Origin of the sequence: Streptomonospora alba (assembly GCF_000826685.1) — a bacterium.
Lineage (GTDB): Bacteria > Actinomycetota > Actinomycetes > Streptosporangiales > Streptosporangiaceae > Streptomonospora > Streptomonospora alba.
Window position 1 is genome coordinate 115,211 of record NZ_JROO01000010.1, and the last position, 13,496, is coordinate 128,706.

Below are 13,496 nucleotides of genomic sequence, written 5' to 3' on the forward strand. Positions count from 1 at the left end.
CGGCCATGGGCGTCCATGGCAGGCCTGCTGGCAGAACCGCCGCCCACCGGCCATCAACGCGACTGTCCCTCGCCGAGATCACCCGCTCCCTCCTCAGACGAAAATCTCTCAGCACTCGCGAAGTCGAGATGCACCTCATTCAAGAGTGCCTTGGGATCGAGCACTGGAATAGCGAGCCTCGCCCGTTCGTCGGGCGCAAGTCCGCCGAAGAGGTCCTCGCCTCCCTCGCCCGATACTGGAACGGACTTCAGGCTCAGGACACGAGGGTGGACCGGGTGGCGTGGCGCGCGGCGAGGAGTCCGCCAATGCCGGGAATAAGCGCGAGGAGCCAGACACGGTGGCGCCCGTTCACCAGAATCGCGGCGATGACGGTTGTAGCGTAGGCGAGGCCGTGGAGCGGGCCGAGGACGCTGGAAACGGCTGGTAGATGGTATGTGGCCATATTCAGCAGCATCACGAGCAGCGTCGCTGGTTCGATAACGCCGGCGAGGCGGAGTGTGCCGCGCGGGTTCACTGCCCGACTCCCGTGGTCGATCCGGGGCGGTAGATCATAAGAACGACCACGACCGCCCACAGGACATTGAAGACGCCGGTGTGCATCGCCAGGCGCCGACCGATGCGGTCGGGGGCTTCCTCCACAGGCCTGACGGCCTCCGGCGTCACGGCGGGTTCGAGCACCGTGAGCGTGTGGCCCTGGGCGGGGAGGATGAGGGCGATGAGGACGACCGCCGCAGCGGCCGTCAAGATCATCGAAACGATGAGCCACGCGTCACCGAGCACTCCGAGACTGGCACCGGTGGCCAGGCCGAAAACCGGAACGAGGATTCCTACGACGGCGTAGACGCGGGTGATGCGGTGCAGGACCCGAACCACGGCGGTCTTCGCGGGGGCATCCGGCGACTGATGGGCAGCACGGGCTGCCGGGGGGAACATGCTGGCCGCGACGGCGATCGGGCCGATGGTCAGGATCGCGGCGAGGACGTGGATGGACAGGAGCAAGGCGGTCATGCGCCGGTCCGTTCACCCGTGACGGCCGTGCGGGGCAGCCGCCCGGCGCGGGAGTGCCCGGTCAGGTGGTCGCCGACCACGGTGACGTCGTAGGCGAGATTCAAGCGGAGCGGTTTGGTGATGCTCTGCTGCCAGATGACGCGTTCCCCGCCGGTGACGGGTTCGCGGACGATGTCGTGCAGCGGCACCTGTTCGCCCGCACCGGCCGCGATGCCGGTGAGCCCGTCGCCGGTGTCGGTGAAGCGGTAGTGGGCGTCGATGGTGCCGATGGGCGTCTTCATGCGCAGGTGCCAGGTTCCGGTGATGCCGCTCATGGCGCTCGATGCCTCCCGTTCGTCGTGGTGGGTCATGCGGCCGGAACGCGCCCGGTGTTCTTCCAGACGGTGCCGCGGCGTTCGTACTCGAACAGCTGCTCCACGGCATGGGCGATCTGCGGTCCGAAGTCGCGTTCGAGGAGGTAGAGCCCCAGGTCGAGTCCCGAGGTAACACCGCCCGCGGAGACGAGGTCGCCATCGTCGACCACGCGCGCCCGCACCGCGGTGACGCCGGTCGCCTCGAGCATGTCGATGCCGAGTACGTGGGTGGTCGCCGTGCGCCCTTCCACCAGGCCGGCCATCGCCAAGGCGAGGGCTCCACCGCAGACGGTCGCCACCGTGACGCCGGGCTCCTGGAGAGCACGGGTGAGCTGGAGCGCGGCATCGCCGGCCGCGAACCGGGAAAGCAGGACCGGAACCGTGTCGACTCCGGCGTCCGGGTCGCCGTCGACAGGCCCGGACGCGCCCGGGATCACGACATATCCCGGGGCCGAGGGGTCCACGTACCCGGTCGCGGTCAGCGACAGCCCTGAGGTACCAGACGGCACCGTGCGCGGGCCTTCCGCGCTGACGAGCTCGAGGTCGAGACCTCCGCCGGACGCGTCACGTCCGGCGGAGAACACCTCGAATGGGGCGACGACGTCGAGCGGGTCGAAGCCGTCGAAGAGCACGAATCGTGCACGCGCTTGCATGGCCGGTCCCTTCTGCCGGGGGTTGCTTCCTTCCATCCATGCTGCTGATGGTCGGCCCGTGCGCCCAGTGGCGTTCAGGCCACTTTCCTCCTGAATCCGGCCACACTCGCCGAACGGCGCGACCGCGACGCGCATAGTGGGTTCAGGAGGATTGGGCGCTAGGATCGAGCGATGCGCACGGTGGTAGTGCTCTCGCTTGACGATGCGATCGCCTTCGATCTGGCCACACCCATCGAGACGTTCGGCCGCGTCCGGTTGCCCGATGGCCGCGCCGGCTATCGTGTGATCGTCGCCGGACCGGAGCCGGTGGTCGATGCCGGACCGCTGCGGCTCGCGGTCGATGAGGGCCTCGACCTCCTCGAGCGCGCCGACCTCATCGTCGTACCCGGCAGGAACGACCCCGTCCGATCGACACCCCGCGCGGTGCTGGACGCGCTCCGCTCCGCTGCGGATCGGGGAGCCCGAGTCGCTTCAATCTGCGTTGGTGCGTTCACCCTCGCTGAAGCCGGGTTGCTGGACGGCAAGGAGGCCACCACCCACTGGCGCGCCGCTGATGAGCTCGCTCGCGGCTACCCGGCCGTCCGGGTCGACCCCGACGTGCTCTACACCGACAACGGCCAGGTGCTCACCTCCGCGGGCGCCGCTTCCGGGCTAGACCTGTGCCTGCACATCGTGCAAACCGACTACGGGGTGGCGGTCGCCGCCGACGCGGCCCGCCTCGCGGTCGCTCCGCTGCACCGCAGCGGCGGGCAGGCGCAGTACATCCTTCGCAACCGCCCGACATATCAGACCGCCACGCTGGAACACGTGCTGGCGTGGATCGAGGAGAACGCGCACCGCGGCCTCGCGCTTGCCGACATCGCCGAAGCGGCGGGCACGAGCGTCCGCACGCTCACGCGGCGCTTCACCGCCGAGGTCGGGCAAAGCCCCGTCCAATGGCTCGCCGGCGTGCGCATCCGCCACGCCCAGGAACTGCTGGAAACCACCGACCACACCGTCGACCGGATCGCCGCACAGACCGGCTTCTCCAGCGCCAGCAACTTCCGCGCCCAATTCACGCAGACCGTCGGTGTCACTCCCAGCGGATACCGCAAAACCTTCCGCTCATAAAGCGCCACGCGAGCTTCGCGTTGTCCAGCAGCCTGAAACAAGGAGTGCGGGACGCCTCCGGGTCCGCGGAAAGGGCTGAGCCCGACCGAATCCGGGAGGAGGCACGCCGGCGAGTACGCACCGCCTCCGCGTGTGCCTGAACTGCGGACCGCAGGCATGGACCAGGAGGTCGTGATGCCCGCCAGTCGACTTCCCGACCGGCCAAGCGTCGAACAGTTGCGCCGGCGTGCCCTGTCGTCATGACGTTGTAGGCACGGCGCTCGGGATGAATGAACGGATCTCATACCTCGACGTTCCTCCGTGTCGTCGGCGCCTCCCCCGTCCGCTACCGGGCCGAGGAACGCCGACGCGAGCCCGCCCTGGTCGGCGCCTGACCGCGGGCGCTCGGCGCGCCCGCGGTCAGGGTCCGGGCGTCATGTCACGACGCCTCCGAGGAGCGCCCTCCCAGGTGCCTCGCCAGGAAGCTCTCGAGCCGCCTGTACAGCTCGATGTTGCTTTCGGGGTTGACGAACCAATGCCCCTCGGTCTCGTTGAGCAGGTACTCGACCTCGCGGCCGCGGTCGCGCAGGGCCTCGGCGACGCGATCGGAGTTGCGCCGGTGCACGCGGACGTCGTTGGCGCCGTGGATCAGCAGCACCGGGGCGGTGATGTCCTCGACCCGGCTGATCGGGGAGCGGGCGAGCATGTCCGCCCTCTGCTCGGGGATCTCGGGGTCGCCGATGTGGCGCAGGTAGCTGTTCTCGACGGCACGGCGGGCGAAGGGGACCACCCCTTCGACGAGGTCGACGAGGTCGGACATGCCTGTGTAGCTGATCGCCGCGGCGAACCGGTCGGGGGTGAAGGCGGCTCCGACGAGCGCGGCATAGCCGCCGTAGGAACTGCCGTAGATCGCGACCCGGTTCGGGTCGGTCAGGCCTCGGTCGATCGCCCAGTCGAGGGCGTCGATCAGATCGTCGTGCATGCGCCCGGCGAACTCGCCGATCCCCGCCTCGAGGTGGGCCTTCCCGTAGCCGGTGGAGCCGCGGAAGTCGACCTGAAGCACCGCGTACCCCCGGTTGGCGAGCAGTTGCACCTCCGGGTCATAGCCCCAGCTGTCGCGGTACCAGGGACCGCCGTGCACGAGCAGCACCGTCGGCAGGTTCCGCGGCTCGAGGCCTACCGGGAGGGTGAGGTGGCTGGGAAGGGGCAGACCGTCACGGGCGGTGAGAGTCACGGGGGTGACCGGGGCCAGCTGCTCGGGGTCGAGATGCGGGAACGGGCGAAACAGGCGACGCGCCTTTCTGGAGGCGTGGTCGTAGAACCAGGTGACGCCCGGGTCACGGTCGTGCGTGAACTCCACGACCCAGCGCTGTCCCGACGTATCGGTGGAGACGTGGGAGAGGTCGCCGTCCGAGAGCTCGGTCAGGTGGGGCAGGATCTCGGCGAAGTGCGGCTCGAGCGCGTGGATGTCCTGACGGTCGCCGAGGTACCGGACGCCGAGCAGGTCGCCGGTGGCCGGATGGATGATGAGCGACGAGGCGAATCGTGGGTCCGCCTCTGGCCGAGGAGTGTCCAGATCGAACACGGGGTGGCTGTCGACCTCCGTCTCCTCCCCGGTCTCCAGGTCGAGGCGCGCCACCCGGGTGAGGTCCGAGCCGCGCGCGGACCCGATCCACAGCCCCATGCCGTCCGCGGTGGGAACCGCGGGGAGGACGCCGAGGAGGATGTCGGACTGGGGGAAGCGGGCGATCGTTCGCGGCTCTCCGCCGGTCCGCTCGGACAGCACGTGCTCGCCGCCCTCCTCGATCGTGAAGGCCAGCACCCGCCCCGGGACGCGCAGCCACGAGATCACGTCGCCGGAGCTCTCGGCGACCGGCGTGAGCTCCCCGCTCATGAGGTCGAGCTCGAAGAAGTCGATCAGGTCGGCACGGCGCTTGTTGAGCTGCACGAACGCCGTCCCGGGCCGGTCCGGCGACAGCTGCGCGTCCAGGAGGCGCACGCCCTCGTACGGGGTCAGGTCCACCGCGGACTTCTCGGGCCGCGCCGGGTCGACGCGATGGAGATGCCAGTTCTCATCGCCGTCAGTGTCCTGCTGGAACAGGAGGTGGCGGCCGTCGACGCTCCAGAAGAACCGGTCGATGTTGCGCCGTGTCTCGGAGGTGATCCGTCGGGCGGCGGGGGTTCCCGAGCCGTCCTCGAGGTCGGGTGCGGACCAGTCCGAGTCGACGTCACGGAGGAACACGTTGAGCCGGCCGTGCCAGGGGGCGAGGTAGGCGATCCTGGTCCCGTCCGGGGAAAGCAGGGCGCGGCTGCGGGTGGGCGGGGCGTAGAGATCCTCGACAGGGATCAGGGCGGGAACGGCGGTCATGACGGGGCCTCCTGGTCGGTGGGTGCGGATGCCCCAGTCGACACCCTGACGCCGCGTCGGGCTCAAGCGTCGTGTGCGTCGGGCCGCTCCCGTGTGAGGCGCTGCTGGAGGGCCCGCACCACGCGGTGCTGCACCGGGCGGAGGCCGCGGGCGCCCAGCTGGTCCAGCAGCGCGGGGGCGAGGGGGTCGAGGGACGGCATGCCCTCCGTGCTCGTCACGAGCGGTCGGATCTGCTCGACCCATTCATCGATCAGTGCCTCGACGTCATGCTCCGGCGTATCGGCATCAAGGGCGTAGAAGCGCGCGGTCAGCGCGGCGGAGGCCGCCCTGGCGTCCTCCGGGACATCGAGCAGGGCGGCCAGACTTGCCGTGCCCTTCTCCCCGAGCAGGTGAGCGATCAGGATGAGTTGCTCGCGTTCGTACCCGACCATGTCCTCGGGCACGCCCGGACCGGGTCCCGCCTGCCATGCGGAGAGTTCCGGCGGCAGGTCGGGCGGGGCCCCGGTGCTGCGCAGCACGTCGATGCTGGCGCGGCGGGCGGTGAGGCGTTCGATCTCGGCGGCGGCCTGGCGATCGAGCTGGTCGAGCAGCTCCTCGGCTACCGTGGGATCGTCCAGCACGTCGGGGAGGGCGGACAGTGGGAGACCCAGCGCCGTCAGTCGCGTGATTCGCAGGACGCGCACGAGGTGGCCGACGTCGTACTGCCGGTAGTCCCCGGATGTTCGCGGCGGCTCGGGCAGCAGTCCGATCTGGTGATAGTGCCGCAGCGTGCGCACGGTGACGCCGGCCAGGTCGGCGAGTTCACTGCTGAGCATCGGGCATCTCCTTCGGGGCCAGGTCGCGCAGGGCACGCGAACCGATCACGGCCAGTAGCACCAGGATCCACACCCCGGTGACGCTGACCGCGGCCAGCAGCGGCGAGCCGAGCTCCGCGAGCACACCTGCCAGCCCGATCCCCGCCGGCGCGGCAACCGTCAGCAGGGCTGTCTTCACGCTGAGCACCCGTCCGAGAAGTGCGCCGGGGACGTGCTGGACTTGCAGGACACCGGTGACCGCTCCGACCACGGAATTGCCGAGTCCCAGGGCCGCCGCCCCGGCGAACACTACCGCCGGGGAGAGCAGCGAAGCCATCAGAGCGAATCCTACGGAAGTGACGATGAACCCCGCCGACAACCATGTCCGCGACGACAACCGGGCTCCGATGGCGCTGTAGATCGTCGCTCCGACCAGCATTCCGGCGGCTAAGACAGTGAGGACCAGGCCCAGCAGTTCGGGGCGGGAGATGAGGTCGAAGTACACCGGCATCACCAGCCCCTGCAGTCCGCCGAGCGCGACGGCCAGACCGAGGACCAAGAAGGTCGTGCCCATCAGGAATCGGCTCCTTCCCACGACCAGCAGGCCATCCACGAGCTCCCGCATCAGGGCTTGGCGCGCGGCGCGGGAGGCGTCGACCTCCCCGAGGCGGCGCGGCAACATCCGGGTCAGCACCGCTGCGAGCGCGGATGTCGCCGCCGTGATCCACAGCACGGCCATGGAGTCGACGGCGGCCAGCAGCACACCGGCGGCAGCGGGTCCGACCACCAAGGCGACGGAGGTCAGGGTCTGGCGCACGCCCACCACGCGCCGCAAATCGAGACCGGCGTGCCGGGCCACCATCGGAGCGAGGACCTCACGGGCCGTCATGCCGGGCACGTCCCCGAACGCGCCCAGGATGCCCAACAGAATGAACCACACCAGGTCGAGGCCCCACAGCATGTCCACGAGCGGCAGCGCCGCGATCGCCGCGGCGGAGATGACATCCGAGACCACCGATGCCGTAAGCCTGTTGATTCGGTCGATGATCACCCCGCTGAGGAGGCCGGCCACGACGGAGGGGACCGCGGCCGCGGTCGCCAGGGCGGACATCCCCAGCGGGCTGCCCGTGGTCTGCAAGACGATCAGCGGCAGCGCCACCGAGGCGATGCCGTTGCCGAGCAGGCTCAGCAGGTGAGAGGCGTAGTAGGCAAGTGCGACGAGTGGCATGTGATCAGAGAAGACTCTGACGTCACGTCGGGGTCAAGCACGAAGCTCAGCCGCAGTCCCGGTGCCCGACGCGGAAGGCGACGCGCCCCGCGGGGCGCGTCGCCTTCCGCCGCGATCCAGCCCGCCAGCTCCGTCCAGCTCCGCACCTCGACCGCGCCGAGGTCCAGGCCCCGTTCGGCATAGAACATCAGGCATGAGCTGGCCGTACTGTCACAGCCGGGCGCATCCAGACGTGCCGGCTGGGTGCTGGGCAACCAGTCCAGCCACAGCGAGATGGCCGATCACTTTCTCACCGACGACCATGTCGAGACGGAGCTTGTGAAGCTGCTCGGCAGATCGGTGCACGAGCACCTCCACGCCGATACACGAGCGGTCCAGGTCGCGTGATCGACATCTGGCTACGCGACCTCGCAACGACACCTTTTCGAATAGGGCCCAGCTAGAGCCAGTCGTGTTCGCGCGCGTACCGCGCCGCCTCGTGCCGGGTCCGTGCCTGGGTCTTCTGCATCGCGTTCGAGAGGTAGTTGCGCACCGTGCCCTCCGCCAGGTGGAGCCGGGTGGCGATATCGGCGGCCGAGTAGCCTTCACCCGTCGCCCGCAGTACGTCCATCTCCCGGTCGGTGAGCGGATTGTCGTCGACGACCGCGAGCGCGGAGACGTCCGGGTCGACCCACCGCCTGCCATCGCGCAGTGTCGTGATGACCGACGCGATGTGGGCCGGTTCCGCGGACTTGCTGACGAAGCCCTGCACACCGAGCTTGAGCGCCCGGCGGAGCACCCCGGGCCGGGCGTGACGGGTCAGCATCAGGATCACCTGGTCCGGCAGTTCGCGGCGGATCGCCGCCACGGCGCCCAGCCCGTCCACGCCGGGCATCTCCAGGTCGATGACGAGCACGTCGGGCCGGTGGCGCAGTGTGGCCGCCACGGCCGACTCCCCGTCCTCGCCCTCGGCCAGTACGGTGATCTCGCCCTCGAGCGGCAGCAACGAAGCCAGCGCCTTGCGGAGGAGAGCCTCGTCGTCGGCGAGCACCACGGTGGTCATCGGTCGTCCTTCCGCCGGGGGAGTGTCGCGGCGGTCAGGAACCGCCCGTCCTTCTGCTCCACGGTTAGCGTGCCGCCGTCGCGCTCCACCCGGTCCCGGAGAGCGGAGAGCCCTCTGAGTTCGGGCGGCGCGGTCTCGTGCACGCCGTCGTTGACGATGGTGATGCCCGTGCCCGAGAGCGTGATCCGCACCTGCCCGGCCTGGGCGTGTCGCAGGATGTTGGTGGTCGTCTCCCGCAGGACCTGGCCGAGCAGCTCGCCCGCGGGGGTGCCGGCCCCGGGCCCGGCCCCGCTCTCGGTCTCGCCTTCGACGGCAGCCTCGCGGTCGACGCGGACGCGGATGCCCGCGGCCTCGAAGAGGTTCTTCGCGTTCTCCACCTCCGCGGACAGGTTGAGCCGCCGCTGCGCGTAGGCGAGCTCCTTGGTCTGGGCGATGGTGTCGCCGACCAGCTCGTGCACCTCGCTCAGCTCCCGCTCCACCTGGTCGGTGTCTCTGTGTACCAGCTTCCGGGCCAACGCGACCTTCAGCTTCACCACGTGGAGGGTATGGCCCTGGATGTCGTGCAGGTCGTTGGCGAAACGCACGCGTTCCCGGGCCACGGCCAGCTCCGCGTCGCGCTCCCGGGCCTTCTCCAGTTCTGCGATGAGGTCGGAGACCATGTGGTCGAGGGTCGCGAAGACGACCCCCACCACGGCGACGCTCAAGGAGCCGACGGAGTATTCGACCAGGGCGCCGGAAACGTCTTCCGGTGTCCTCAGCGTCTTCACGGCGATCACAACCAGGACGAGGGCGACCAGCCCCAGGGCGGCAGCGCGGCGGTGGCGCGGCAGCTGGAAGACGACGACGGTGCCCACGACGGAGATGCCGAAGGACGCGGACGCGCTGTCCAGCGCCAGTACTCCGAAGATCCACACGGCCGAGGCGACGACCAGGCTGGGAAGCGTGAGGCGATAATGATGGTCCCCCGACCGTCCCCGGACGGCCAGCACGGCCGCCACCACGCCCAGGACCAGGACTATGACCTGGCCCAGGTTCTCCGCGTTCATCGAGATCAGCAGCGCCCCTACGGCGGAGAGCGACGCGAACACGATGTTGAGGTTGAGCGTCCGCAGTTGTACCTGCGTCACTTCGGTGCGCTCGAACGTCATGTGGGCCCTTCCGGGAACGAGCAGCGGGGCGCGTCCCAGTATTCTTCCGACCCCGCCGCGCCACCAGTGACCCCATGTCATGTCGTCACCTGGAGAAAGGTCATGGCGAAGTGGTGACGTGGCCGCACTGCCGGGCAGGCGCGCTGAGGGCTGGAATGGGGACATGAGCTCCACAGCGACCACACCAGTCATCGACGTCGAACGTCTGAACGTCGAGTACGGCGACTTCCACGCCGTCAAAGACCTGTCCTTCCAGGTGCAGCGCGGGGAGCTCTACGCCCTGCTCGGCACGAACGGTGCGGGCAAGACCTCCGCTCTGGAGACGGTCGAAGGCCACCGCGCCGCCTCCTCGGGCACCGTGCGGGTCTTCGGGCAGAGCCCGCGCGATCGGGCGGCCGTCCGGCCCCGCACCGGAATCATGCTGCAGGAGAGCGGATTCTCACCGGACCTGACCGTTGCGGAGTCGGTCCGGCTGATCGGCAGGCTCACCCAGCGCACCGACCGGGTCGAGCGTCTGCTCGACATCGTCGATCTCACGAGCAAGGCCGGGATCAAGGTGTCCCAGCTCTCCGGCGGCGAGAAGCGGCGCCTGGACTTCGCCACCGCCGTCTACGGGTCCCCGGAACTGGTCTTCTTGGACGAGCCCACCACCGGCCTGGACATCCAGTCCCGGGACCACCTGTGGCACGAAGTGGACCGGCTGCGCGAGGACGGCTCCACCATCGTCCTCACCACGCACTACCTGGAGGAGGCCCAGCAGCGCGCCGACCGGATCGGGCTCATGCACCGGGGAGTCTTCCACCGTGAAGGGACCGTCTCCGAACTCACGCGGACCCTGCCCGCCACCGTTCGCTTCTCCCTTCCGTCCTCCGCTCCGGACCTTCCGCTCCCGGCCACGCGCGAGAGTGACGGAACGTTCCTCGTCGAGACCACCAGTCTGCAGAAGGACCTGCACGTGCTCCTGAACTGGGCACAGGACCGCGCCGTGGAGCTGCGCGAGCTCCAGGCCGGGCCGACCCGGCTCGACGACGTCTTCCGCTCCATCGGCAGCGAGCAGAACGCGTAGACCGCCGGCCGGTCCGGCCGCCGGCGCCGCTCGCGCCGTCCGAGCAGTCCGCCACCCACCCCGCACCTTCCGACAAGGGGATTCTCACCATGTTCGCGATCGCTCAGAGCGAGTTGATCCAGGTCTTCCGGAACCGGCTGGTTCTGGTCACCATGCTCATCGTTCCCGCCGCGTCCAGCGCGTTCTACATGTACTTGCACGACCGCATCCCGGGCCTGGACCTGGGGGCCGTCGCCGCGGTGCTGATGTTCCTCGTGGTGGCGATGGGGCTTTACACCACCGCCGTGACCACGCTCGCCTCGCGCCGCCAGAACCTCTTCCTCAAGCGTCTGCGCTCCACGGCGGTGGACGACACCCGCATCCTCTCCGGGCTGCTGCTCCCGGTCACCGCCATCACGATCGTCCAGGTCGCCGTGATCCTGACCGTGCTGTCCGTGGTCGCCGACCCGCCGGCCGAGCTGCTCCTTTTGGTGGCGGCCGTCCTCGCGACGGTGATCATGATGCTCGGCCTGGCGTTGGCCACAGCCGGGGTGACCAACTCGCCCGAACACGCCCAGGTGACCACGCTGCCCATCCTCGTCGGTGTACTCGCCGTGTCCGGCTGGGTGGGGTTCAGCGGCACCGAGGAGTTTTCCCTGGTCAAGCGGATACTCCCCGGCGGCTCCGCCGCCGAACTGGTCGTCAACGCCTGGAACGGCGGGGTCGCCTTCGCGGACTCGCTCGTCCTTCTGGCGCCCACCCTGGCCTGGGTCGTCGTCGCCGTCGTCCTGGCCACGCGAGTCTTCCGCTGGGAGCCGCGTCGCTGACGAGCCCGCGAGGGGGCGGTCGGCCGGGTGGTACTGGCACCTGCGCCCACACACGTCCGCGGCCGCGCTGCGGTCACCGCCCCCGTGGAATTCCGCTTCTCCTGTTCCAGCCGTACGCCGGTCTTCGGTCCGGCGCCGGGACCGTCGCGGGTGCGAACACGCTCTTCTACACCCTCGCGGTGGCGGTGTTCGCGGACCTCGGGCTCCGCGGCCACGTGCGCACCGAGCCTGGCTGGGGCGGGACGAGGCGCGTGGCGGCGATCGAGGATCGTCCGCCGGCGGACGACATCCTCCGGTCCGCGTGGGACTACCTCGTGGAGAAGCCCCGCGGCGTCCAGACTGCCCTGGCCGAGAGTCGCCGTCTCCCGCTGCGTCTGCAACGCCGAGTGCGACACCCGAGGAGCAGCCCGTCGACGAAGACGAGGAGCGGGGACGAACGGTCAGCCCGGAGCCGGTAGTCCCTGAAACCACGCGCGCCCCCGAGCCCGAACCGGAACCTGAACCCGAGCCTGAGCCTGAGTATGAGCCCGAACCCGAGCCCGAGCCGGAGCCGGCGCCCCATTACGCGAACTGCGACGCGGCTCGCGCGGCCGGTGCGGCCCCGGTCCATGTCGGCGAGCCCGGGTACGGTCGCCATCTCGACCGTGACGGTGACGGGGTCGGCTGCGAAACGTGACGCCCAGGGCCCGGCACTCTCGTGTCGGGCTGCACGCCCGGCGGGTCAGGCGTCGCCGAACCGTCGCGGAACGCCCCAACGACCCCGCTGGGCGTGGGCGTGTCGCGGGCCCAGAGCGACAGCGCCTCCTACATGGGGGCGGTGACGATGGACGCATACGGGTTCCTGAAAATGGGGGAGGGGTGGTGGCCGTGGTGAGTGCGGCGGCAGCCGCACTCCGCGTTCGCGCGGCGCGGCTATGACGAGGCCGTGGCCCGCTGCACGGCGGCCAAACCCGTTGAGGGAGTCCGACGAGCACGCCGCGCTCATGCCGGTGGTGGAGGCCCCGTGGTGGGCGTGCGCGCTCGATGAGCGCTTCGAGTGGATCGGTGACCGAGGGGCCTCCACGCGTGCGATGAGCTTTCGAAAAGCGCCATCCGTCCAAGCAGCCGCCTGGGACGCATGTCTGCCCCTTTGTTCAAGCCGCTTTTGGTTTCTGCTCGGGTTGCATTGACGCAAGGTGGGGCAGCCCGCTGTGGTGAATCCTACGAACAGCGATAGATGGTGATCGCTATGATCGAGAAGTTGTCCCAGGCCGGCGTCACCTCCGATATGGCCTACGCCGCAGGGGCTGTCTCCATCGGCCTGAGTGTCTTGGCCTGGTCGGCCTCGAAGGCGAAGGAAAGAGCCGACACCGATCGTGCCGACCGGTGGGGGATATTCGTTGGCGAATGGGCACCGACGTTCTTCGCGTTGGGCGTCGCACTCCGATTGGAGGAGACACGCAAGTAGCGCCCGCCCATTGGGGGTGGATAGCGTGCCACGGCGCCGGTCTGCGCCGCGAAGGGCGAACGGCCCGTCAGTTGCGGTGTGGGCGCTTCCGGTGACGCGGTCCTCGGGATTCCGGGCGGTCGGGGTGAAGAACCGCGACACGAGCGCGTGCTCGTCCCCGTCATCGGCCGGTGCGGTGGCGATCAACCCGCGCCGACCGGTCATGGCGCGGGTCAGGGATGCGAGGTCGGGGCGCAGTGCCTGCACCCGGGTTGCGGTGTCGTAGGCCAGCAGCACGTCGCCCAGCCCGGTGCGCCCGCTCCAGACGGGTTCGGCGCCTATGGCCGCGCGGGCACCGTCGGGCGGGGCGGCGGCGGACGGCGGGTAGGCGGGCAGGTCGAGCCAGAGGTAGCCGTCGCCGGGCTCGACGGTGAGCACGCCGGCGCCGGTGCGAAACCGCAGCGGCCCTCAGCGCGTCCGCACACATAGTGGAGTGTCAGATTTGATCTGGCCGT

The 13,496-nt window shown here is 69.7% G+C and carries 14 protein-coding genes and 2 pseudogenes; 6 read left to right on the plus strand and 10 right to left on the minus strand.

Annotated elements, in window-relative coordinates; all coding sequences use genetic code 11:
• Positions 1-253: 253 nt before the first annotated feature.
• The 4 genes from LP52_RS06685 to LP52_RS06700 are packed head-to-tail and all read right to left on the minus strand — an operon-like array spanning position 254 to position 2,014.
• On the minus strand, positions 254-514 hold the full coding sequence (locus tag LP52_RS06685) for a hypothetical protein (protein ID WP_040271663.1): 261 nt from the start codon (positions 512-514) through the stop codon (positions 254-256).
• Positions 511-1,008, minus strand: a complete 498-nt coding sequence (locus tag LP52_RS06690; protein ID WP_040271664.1) for a DUF2269 family protein — start codon at positions 1,006-1,008, stop codon at positions 511-513. The genes LP52_RS06685 and LP52_RS06690 overlap by 4 nt, the downstream gene beginning before the upstream one ends.
• A complete protein-coding gene (locus LP52_RS06695) occupies positions 1,005-1,358 on the minus strand; it encodes a hypothetical protein (RefSeq protein WP_238580764.1) in 354 nt (117 codons plus the stop codon). The genes LP52_RS06690 and LP52_RS06695 overlap by 4 nt, the downstream gene beginning before the upstream one ends.
• Positions 1,355-2,014 (minus strand): DJ-1/PfpI family protein, encoded by a 660-nt coding sequence (locus tag LP52_RS06700; RefSeq protein WP_040271666.1) that lies wholly within the window; start codon positions 2,012-2,014, stop codon positions 1,355-1,357. Before LP52_RS06700 ends, LP52_RS06695 begins: the two co-directional genes overlap by 4 nt.
• A gap of 171 nt (positions 2,015-2,185) precedes the next feature.
• On the opposite strand from LP52_RS06700, the gene LP52_RS06705 reads away from it, so the two are divergent.
• On the plus strand, positions 2,186-3,124 hold the full coding sequence (locus tag LP52_RS06705; RefSeq protein WP_040271667.1) for a GlxA family transcriptional regulator: 939 nt from the start codon (positions 2,186-2,188) through the stop codon (positions 3,122-3,124).
• Positions 3,125-3,542: 418 nt separating this feature from the next.
• Here the strand turns inward: LP52_RS06705 and LP52_RS06710 are convergent, their stop codons facing one another.
• From LP52_RS06710 to LP52_RS06730, 5 genes are all read right to left on the minus strand, one after another.
• Complete coding sequence (locus LP52_RS06710) at positions 3,543-5,471, minus strand: S9 family peptidase (protein ID WP_040271669.1); 1,929 nt, start codon at positions 5,469-5,471, stop codon at positions 3,543-3,545.
• 62 nt (positions 5,472-5,533) lie between these two features.
• Positions 5,534-6,286 carry a MerR family transcriptional regulator gene (locus LP52_RS06715; protein WP_040271671.1) on the minus strand — a complete coding sequence of 251 codons (753 nt, stop codon included), beginning with the start codon at positions 6,284-6,286 and terminating at the stop codon, positions 5,534-5,536.
• Positions 6,273-7,493 (minus strand): MFS transporter, encoded by a 1,221-nt coding sequence (locus tag LP52_RS06720; protein ID WP_040271673.1) that lies wholly within the window; start codon positions 7,491-7,493, stop codon positions 6,273-6,275. Before LP52_RS06720 ends, LP52_RS06715 begins: the two co-directional genes overlap by 14 nt.
• A 439-nt stretch (positions 7,494-7,932) precedes the next feature.
• Positions 7,933-8,535 carry a response regulator transcription factor gene (locus tag LP52_RS06725; protein ID WP_040271675.1) on the minus strand — a complete coding sequence of 201 codons (603 nt, stop codon included), beginning with the start codon at positions 8,533-8,535 and terminating at the stop codon, positions 7,933-7,935.
• Positions 8,532-9,683 carry a sensor histidine kinase gene (locus tag LP52_RS06730; protein WP_040271676.1) on the minus strand — a complete coding sequence of 384 codons (1,152 nt, stop codon included), beginning with the start codon at positions 9,681-9,683 and terminating at the stop codon, positions 8,532-8,534. Before LP52_RS06730 ends, LP52_RS06725 begins: the two co-directional genes overlap by 4 nt.
• Before the next feature lie 163 nt (positions 9,684-9,846).
• Between LP52_RS06730 and LP52_RS06735 the strand changes: the two genes are divergently transcribed.
• The 5 genes and pseudogenes from LP52_RS06735 to LP52_RS06750 all read left to right on the plus strand — a co-directional run bounded on the left by LP52_RS06735 (position 9,847) and on the right by LP52_RS06750 (position 13,002).
• Positions 9,847-10,749 (plus strand): ABC transporter ATP-binding protein, encoded by a 903-nt coding sequence (locus tag LP52_RS06735; protein WP_040271677.1) that lies wholly within the window; start codon positions 9,847-9,849, stop codon positions 10,747-10,749.
• 89 nt (positions 10,750-10,838) lie between these two features.
• Positions 10,839-11,555: an ABC transporter permease gene (locus tag LP52_RS06740; RefSeq protein WP_040271678.1), complete on the plus strand. Its 717-nt coding sequence runs from the start codon at positions 10,839-10,841 to the stop codon at positions 11,553-11,555.
• Between the two features lie 185 nt (positions 11,556-11,740).
• Positions 11,741-11,869 (plus strand): annotated as a pseudogene (locus LP52_RS28925) (hypothetical protein); the annotation flags it as partial.
• Positions 11,857-12,231: an excalibur calcium-binding domain-containing protein gene (locus LP52_RS28260; protein ID WP_238580765.1), complete on the plus strand. Its 375-nt coding sequence runs from the start codon at positions 11,857-11,859 to the stop codon at positions 12,229-12,231. The pseudogene LP52_RS28925 and the gene LP52_RS28260, both read left to right, overlap by 13 nt.
• Positions 12,232-12,783: 552 nt before the next feature.
• Entirely contained in the window at positions 12,784-13,002 is a 219-nt protein-coding gene (locus LP52_RS06750) for a hypothetical protein (protein ID WP_040271785.1), read from the plus strand.
• A gap of 84 nt (positions 13,003-13,086) precedes the next feature.
• Here LP52_RS06750 and LP52_RS28930 read toward each other — a convergent pair.
• Positions 13,087-13,419: pseudogene (locus LP52_RS28930) on the minus strand (PhzF family phenazine biosynthesis protein); the annotation flags it as partial.
• Positions 13,420-13,496: the final 77 nt, after the last annotated feature.

Coding starts and splice junctions, on each gene's coding strand:
- LP52_RS06735 (WP_040271677.1), top strand. CDS start 9,847: ATGAGCTCCACAGCGACCACACCAGTCATCGACGTCGAACGTCTGAAC.
- LP52_RS06740 (WP_040271678.1), top strand. CDS start 10,839: ATGTTCGCGATCGCTCAGAGCGAGTTGATCCAGGTCTTCCGGAACCGG.
- LP52_RS06730 (WP_040271676.1), bottom strand. CDS start 9,683: ATGACGTTCGAGCGCACCGAAGTGACGCAGGTACAACTGCGGACGCTC.
- LP52_RS06700 (WP_040271666.1), bottom strand. CDS start 2,014: ATGCAAGCGCGTGCACGATTCGTGCTCTTCGACGGCTTCGACCCGCTC.
- LP52_RS06725 (WP_040271675.1), bottom strand. CDS start 8,535: ATGACCACCGTGGTGCTCGCCGACGACGAGGCTCTCCTCCGCAAGGCG.
- LP52_RS06705 (WP_040271667.1), top strand. CDS start 2,186: ATGCGCACGGTGGTAGTGCTCTCGCTTGACGATGCGATCGCCTTCGAT.
- LP52_RS06720 (WP_040271673.1), bottom strand. CDS start 7,493: ATGCCACTCGTCGCACTTGCCTACTACGCCTCTCACCTGCTGAGCCTG.
- LP52_RS06695 (WP_238580764.1), bottom strand. CDS start 1,358: ATGACCCACCACGACGAACGGGAGGCATCGAGCGCCATGAGCGGCATC.
- LP52_RS06690 (WP_040271664.1), bottom strand. CDS start 1,008: ATGACCGCCTTGCTCCTGTCCATCCACGTCCTCGCCGCGATCCTGACC.
- LP52_RS06715 (WP_040271671.1), bottom strand. CDS start 6,286: ATGCTCAGCAGTGAACTCGCCGACCTGGCCGGCGTCACCGTGCGCACG.
- LP52_RS06710 (WP_040271669.1), bottom strand. CDS start 5,471: ATGACCGCCGTTCCCGCCCTGATCCCTGTCGAGGATCTCTACGCCCCG.
- LP52_RS06750 (WP_040271785.1), top strand. CDS start 12,784: ATGATCGAGAAGTTGTCCCAGGCCGGCGTCACCTCCGATATGGCCTAC.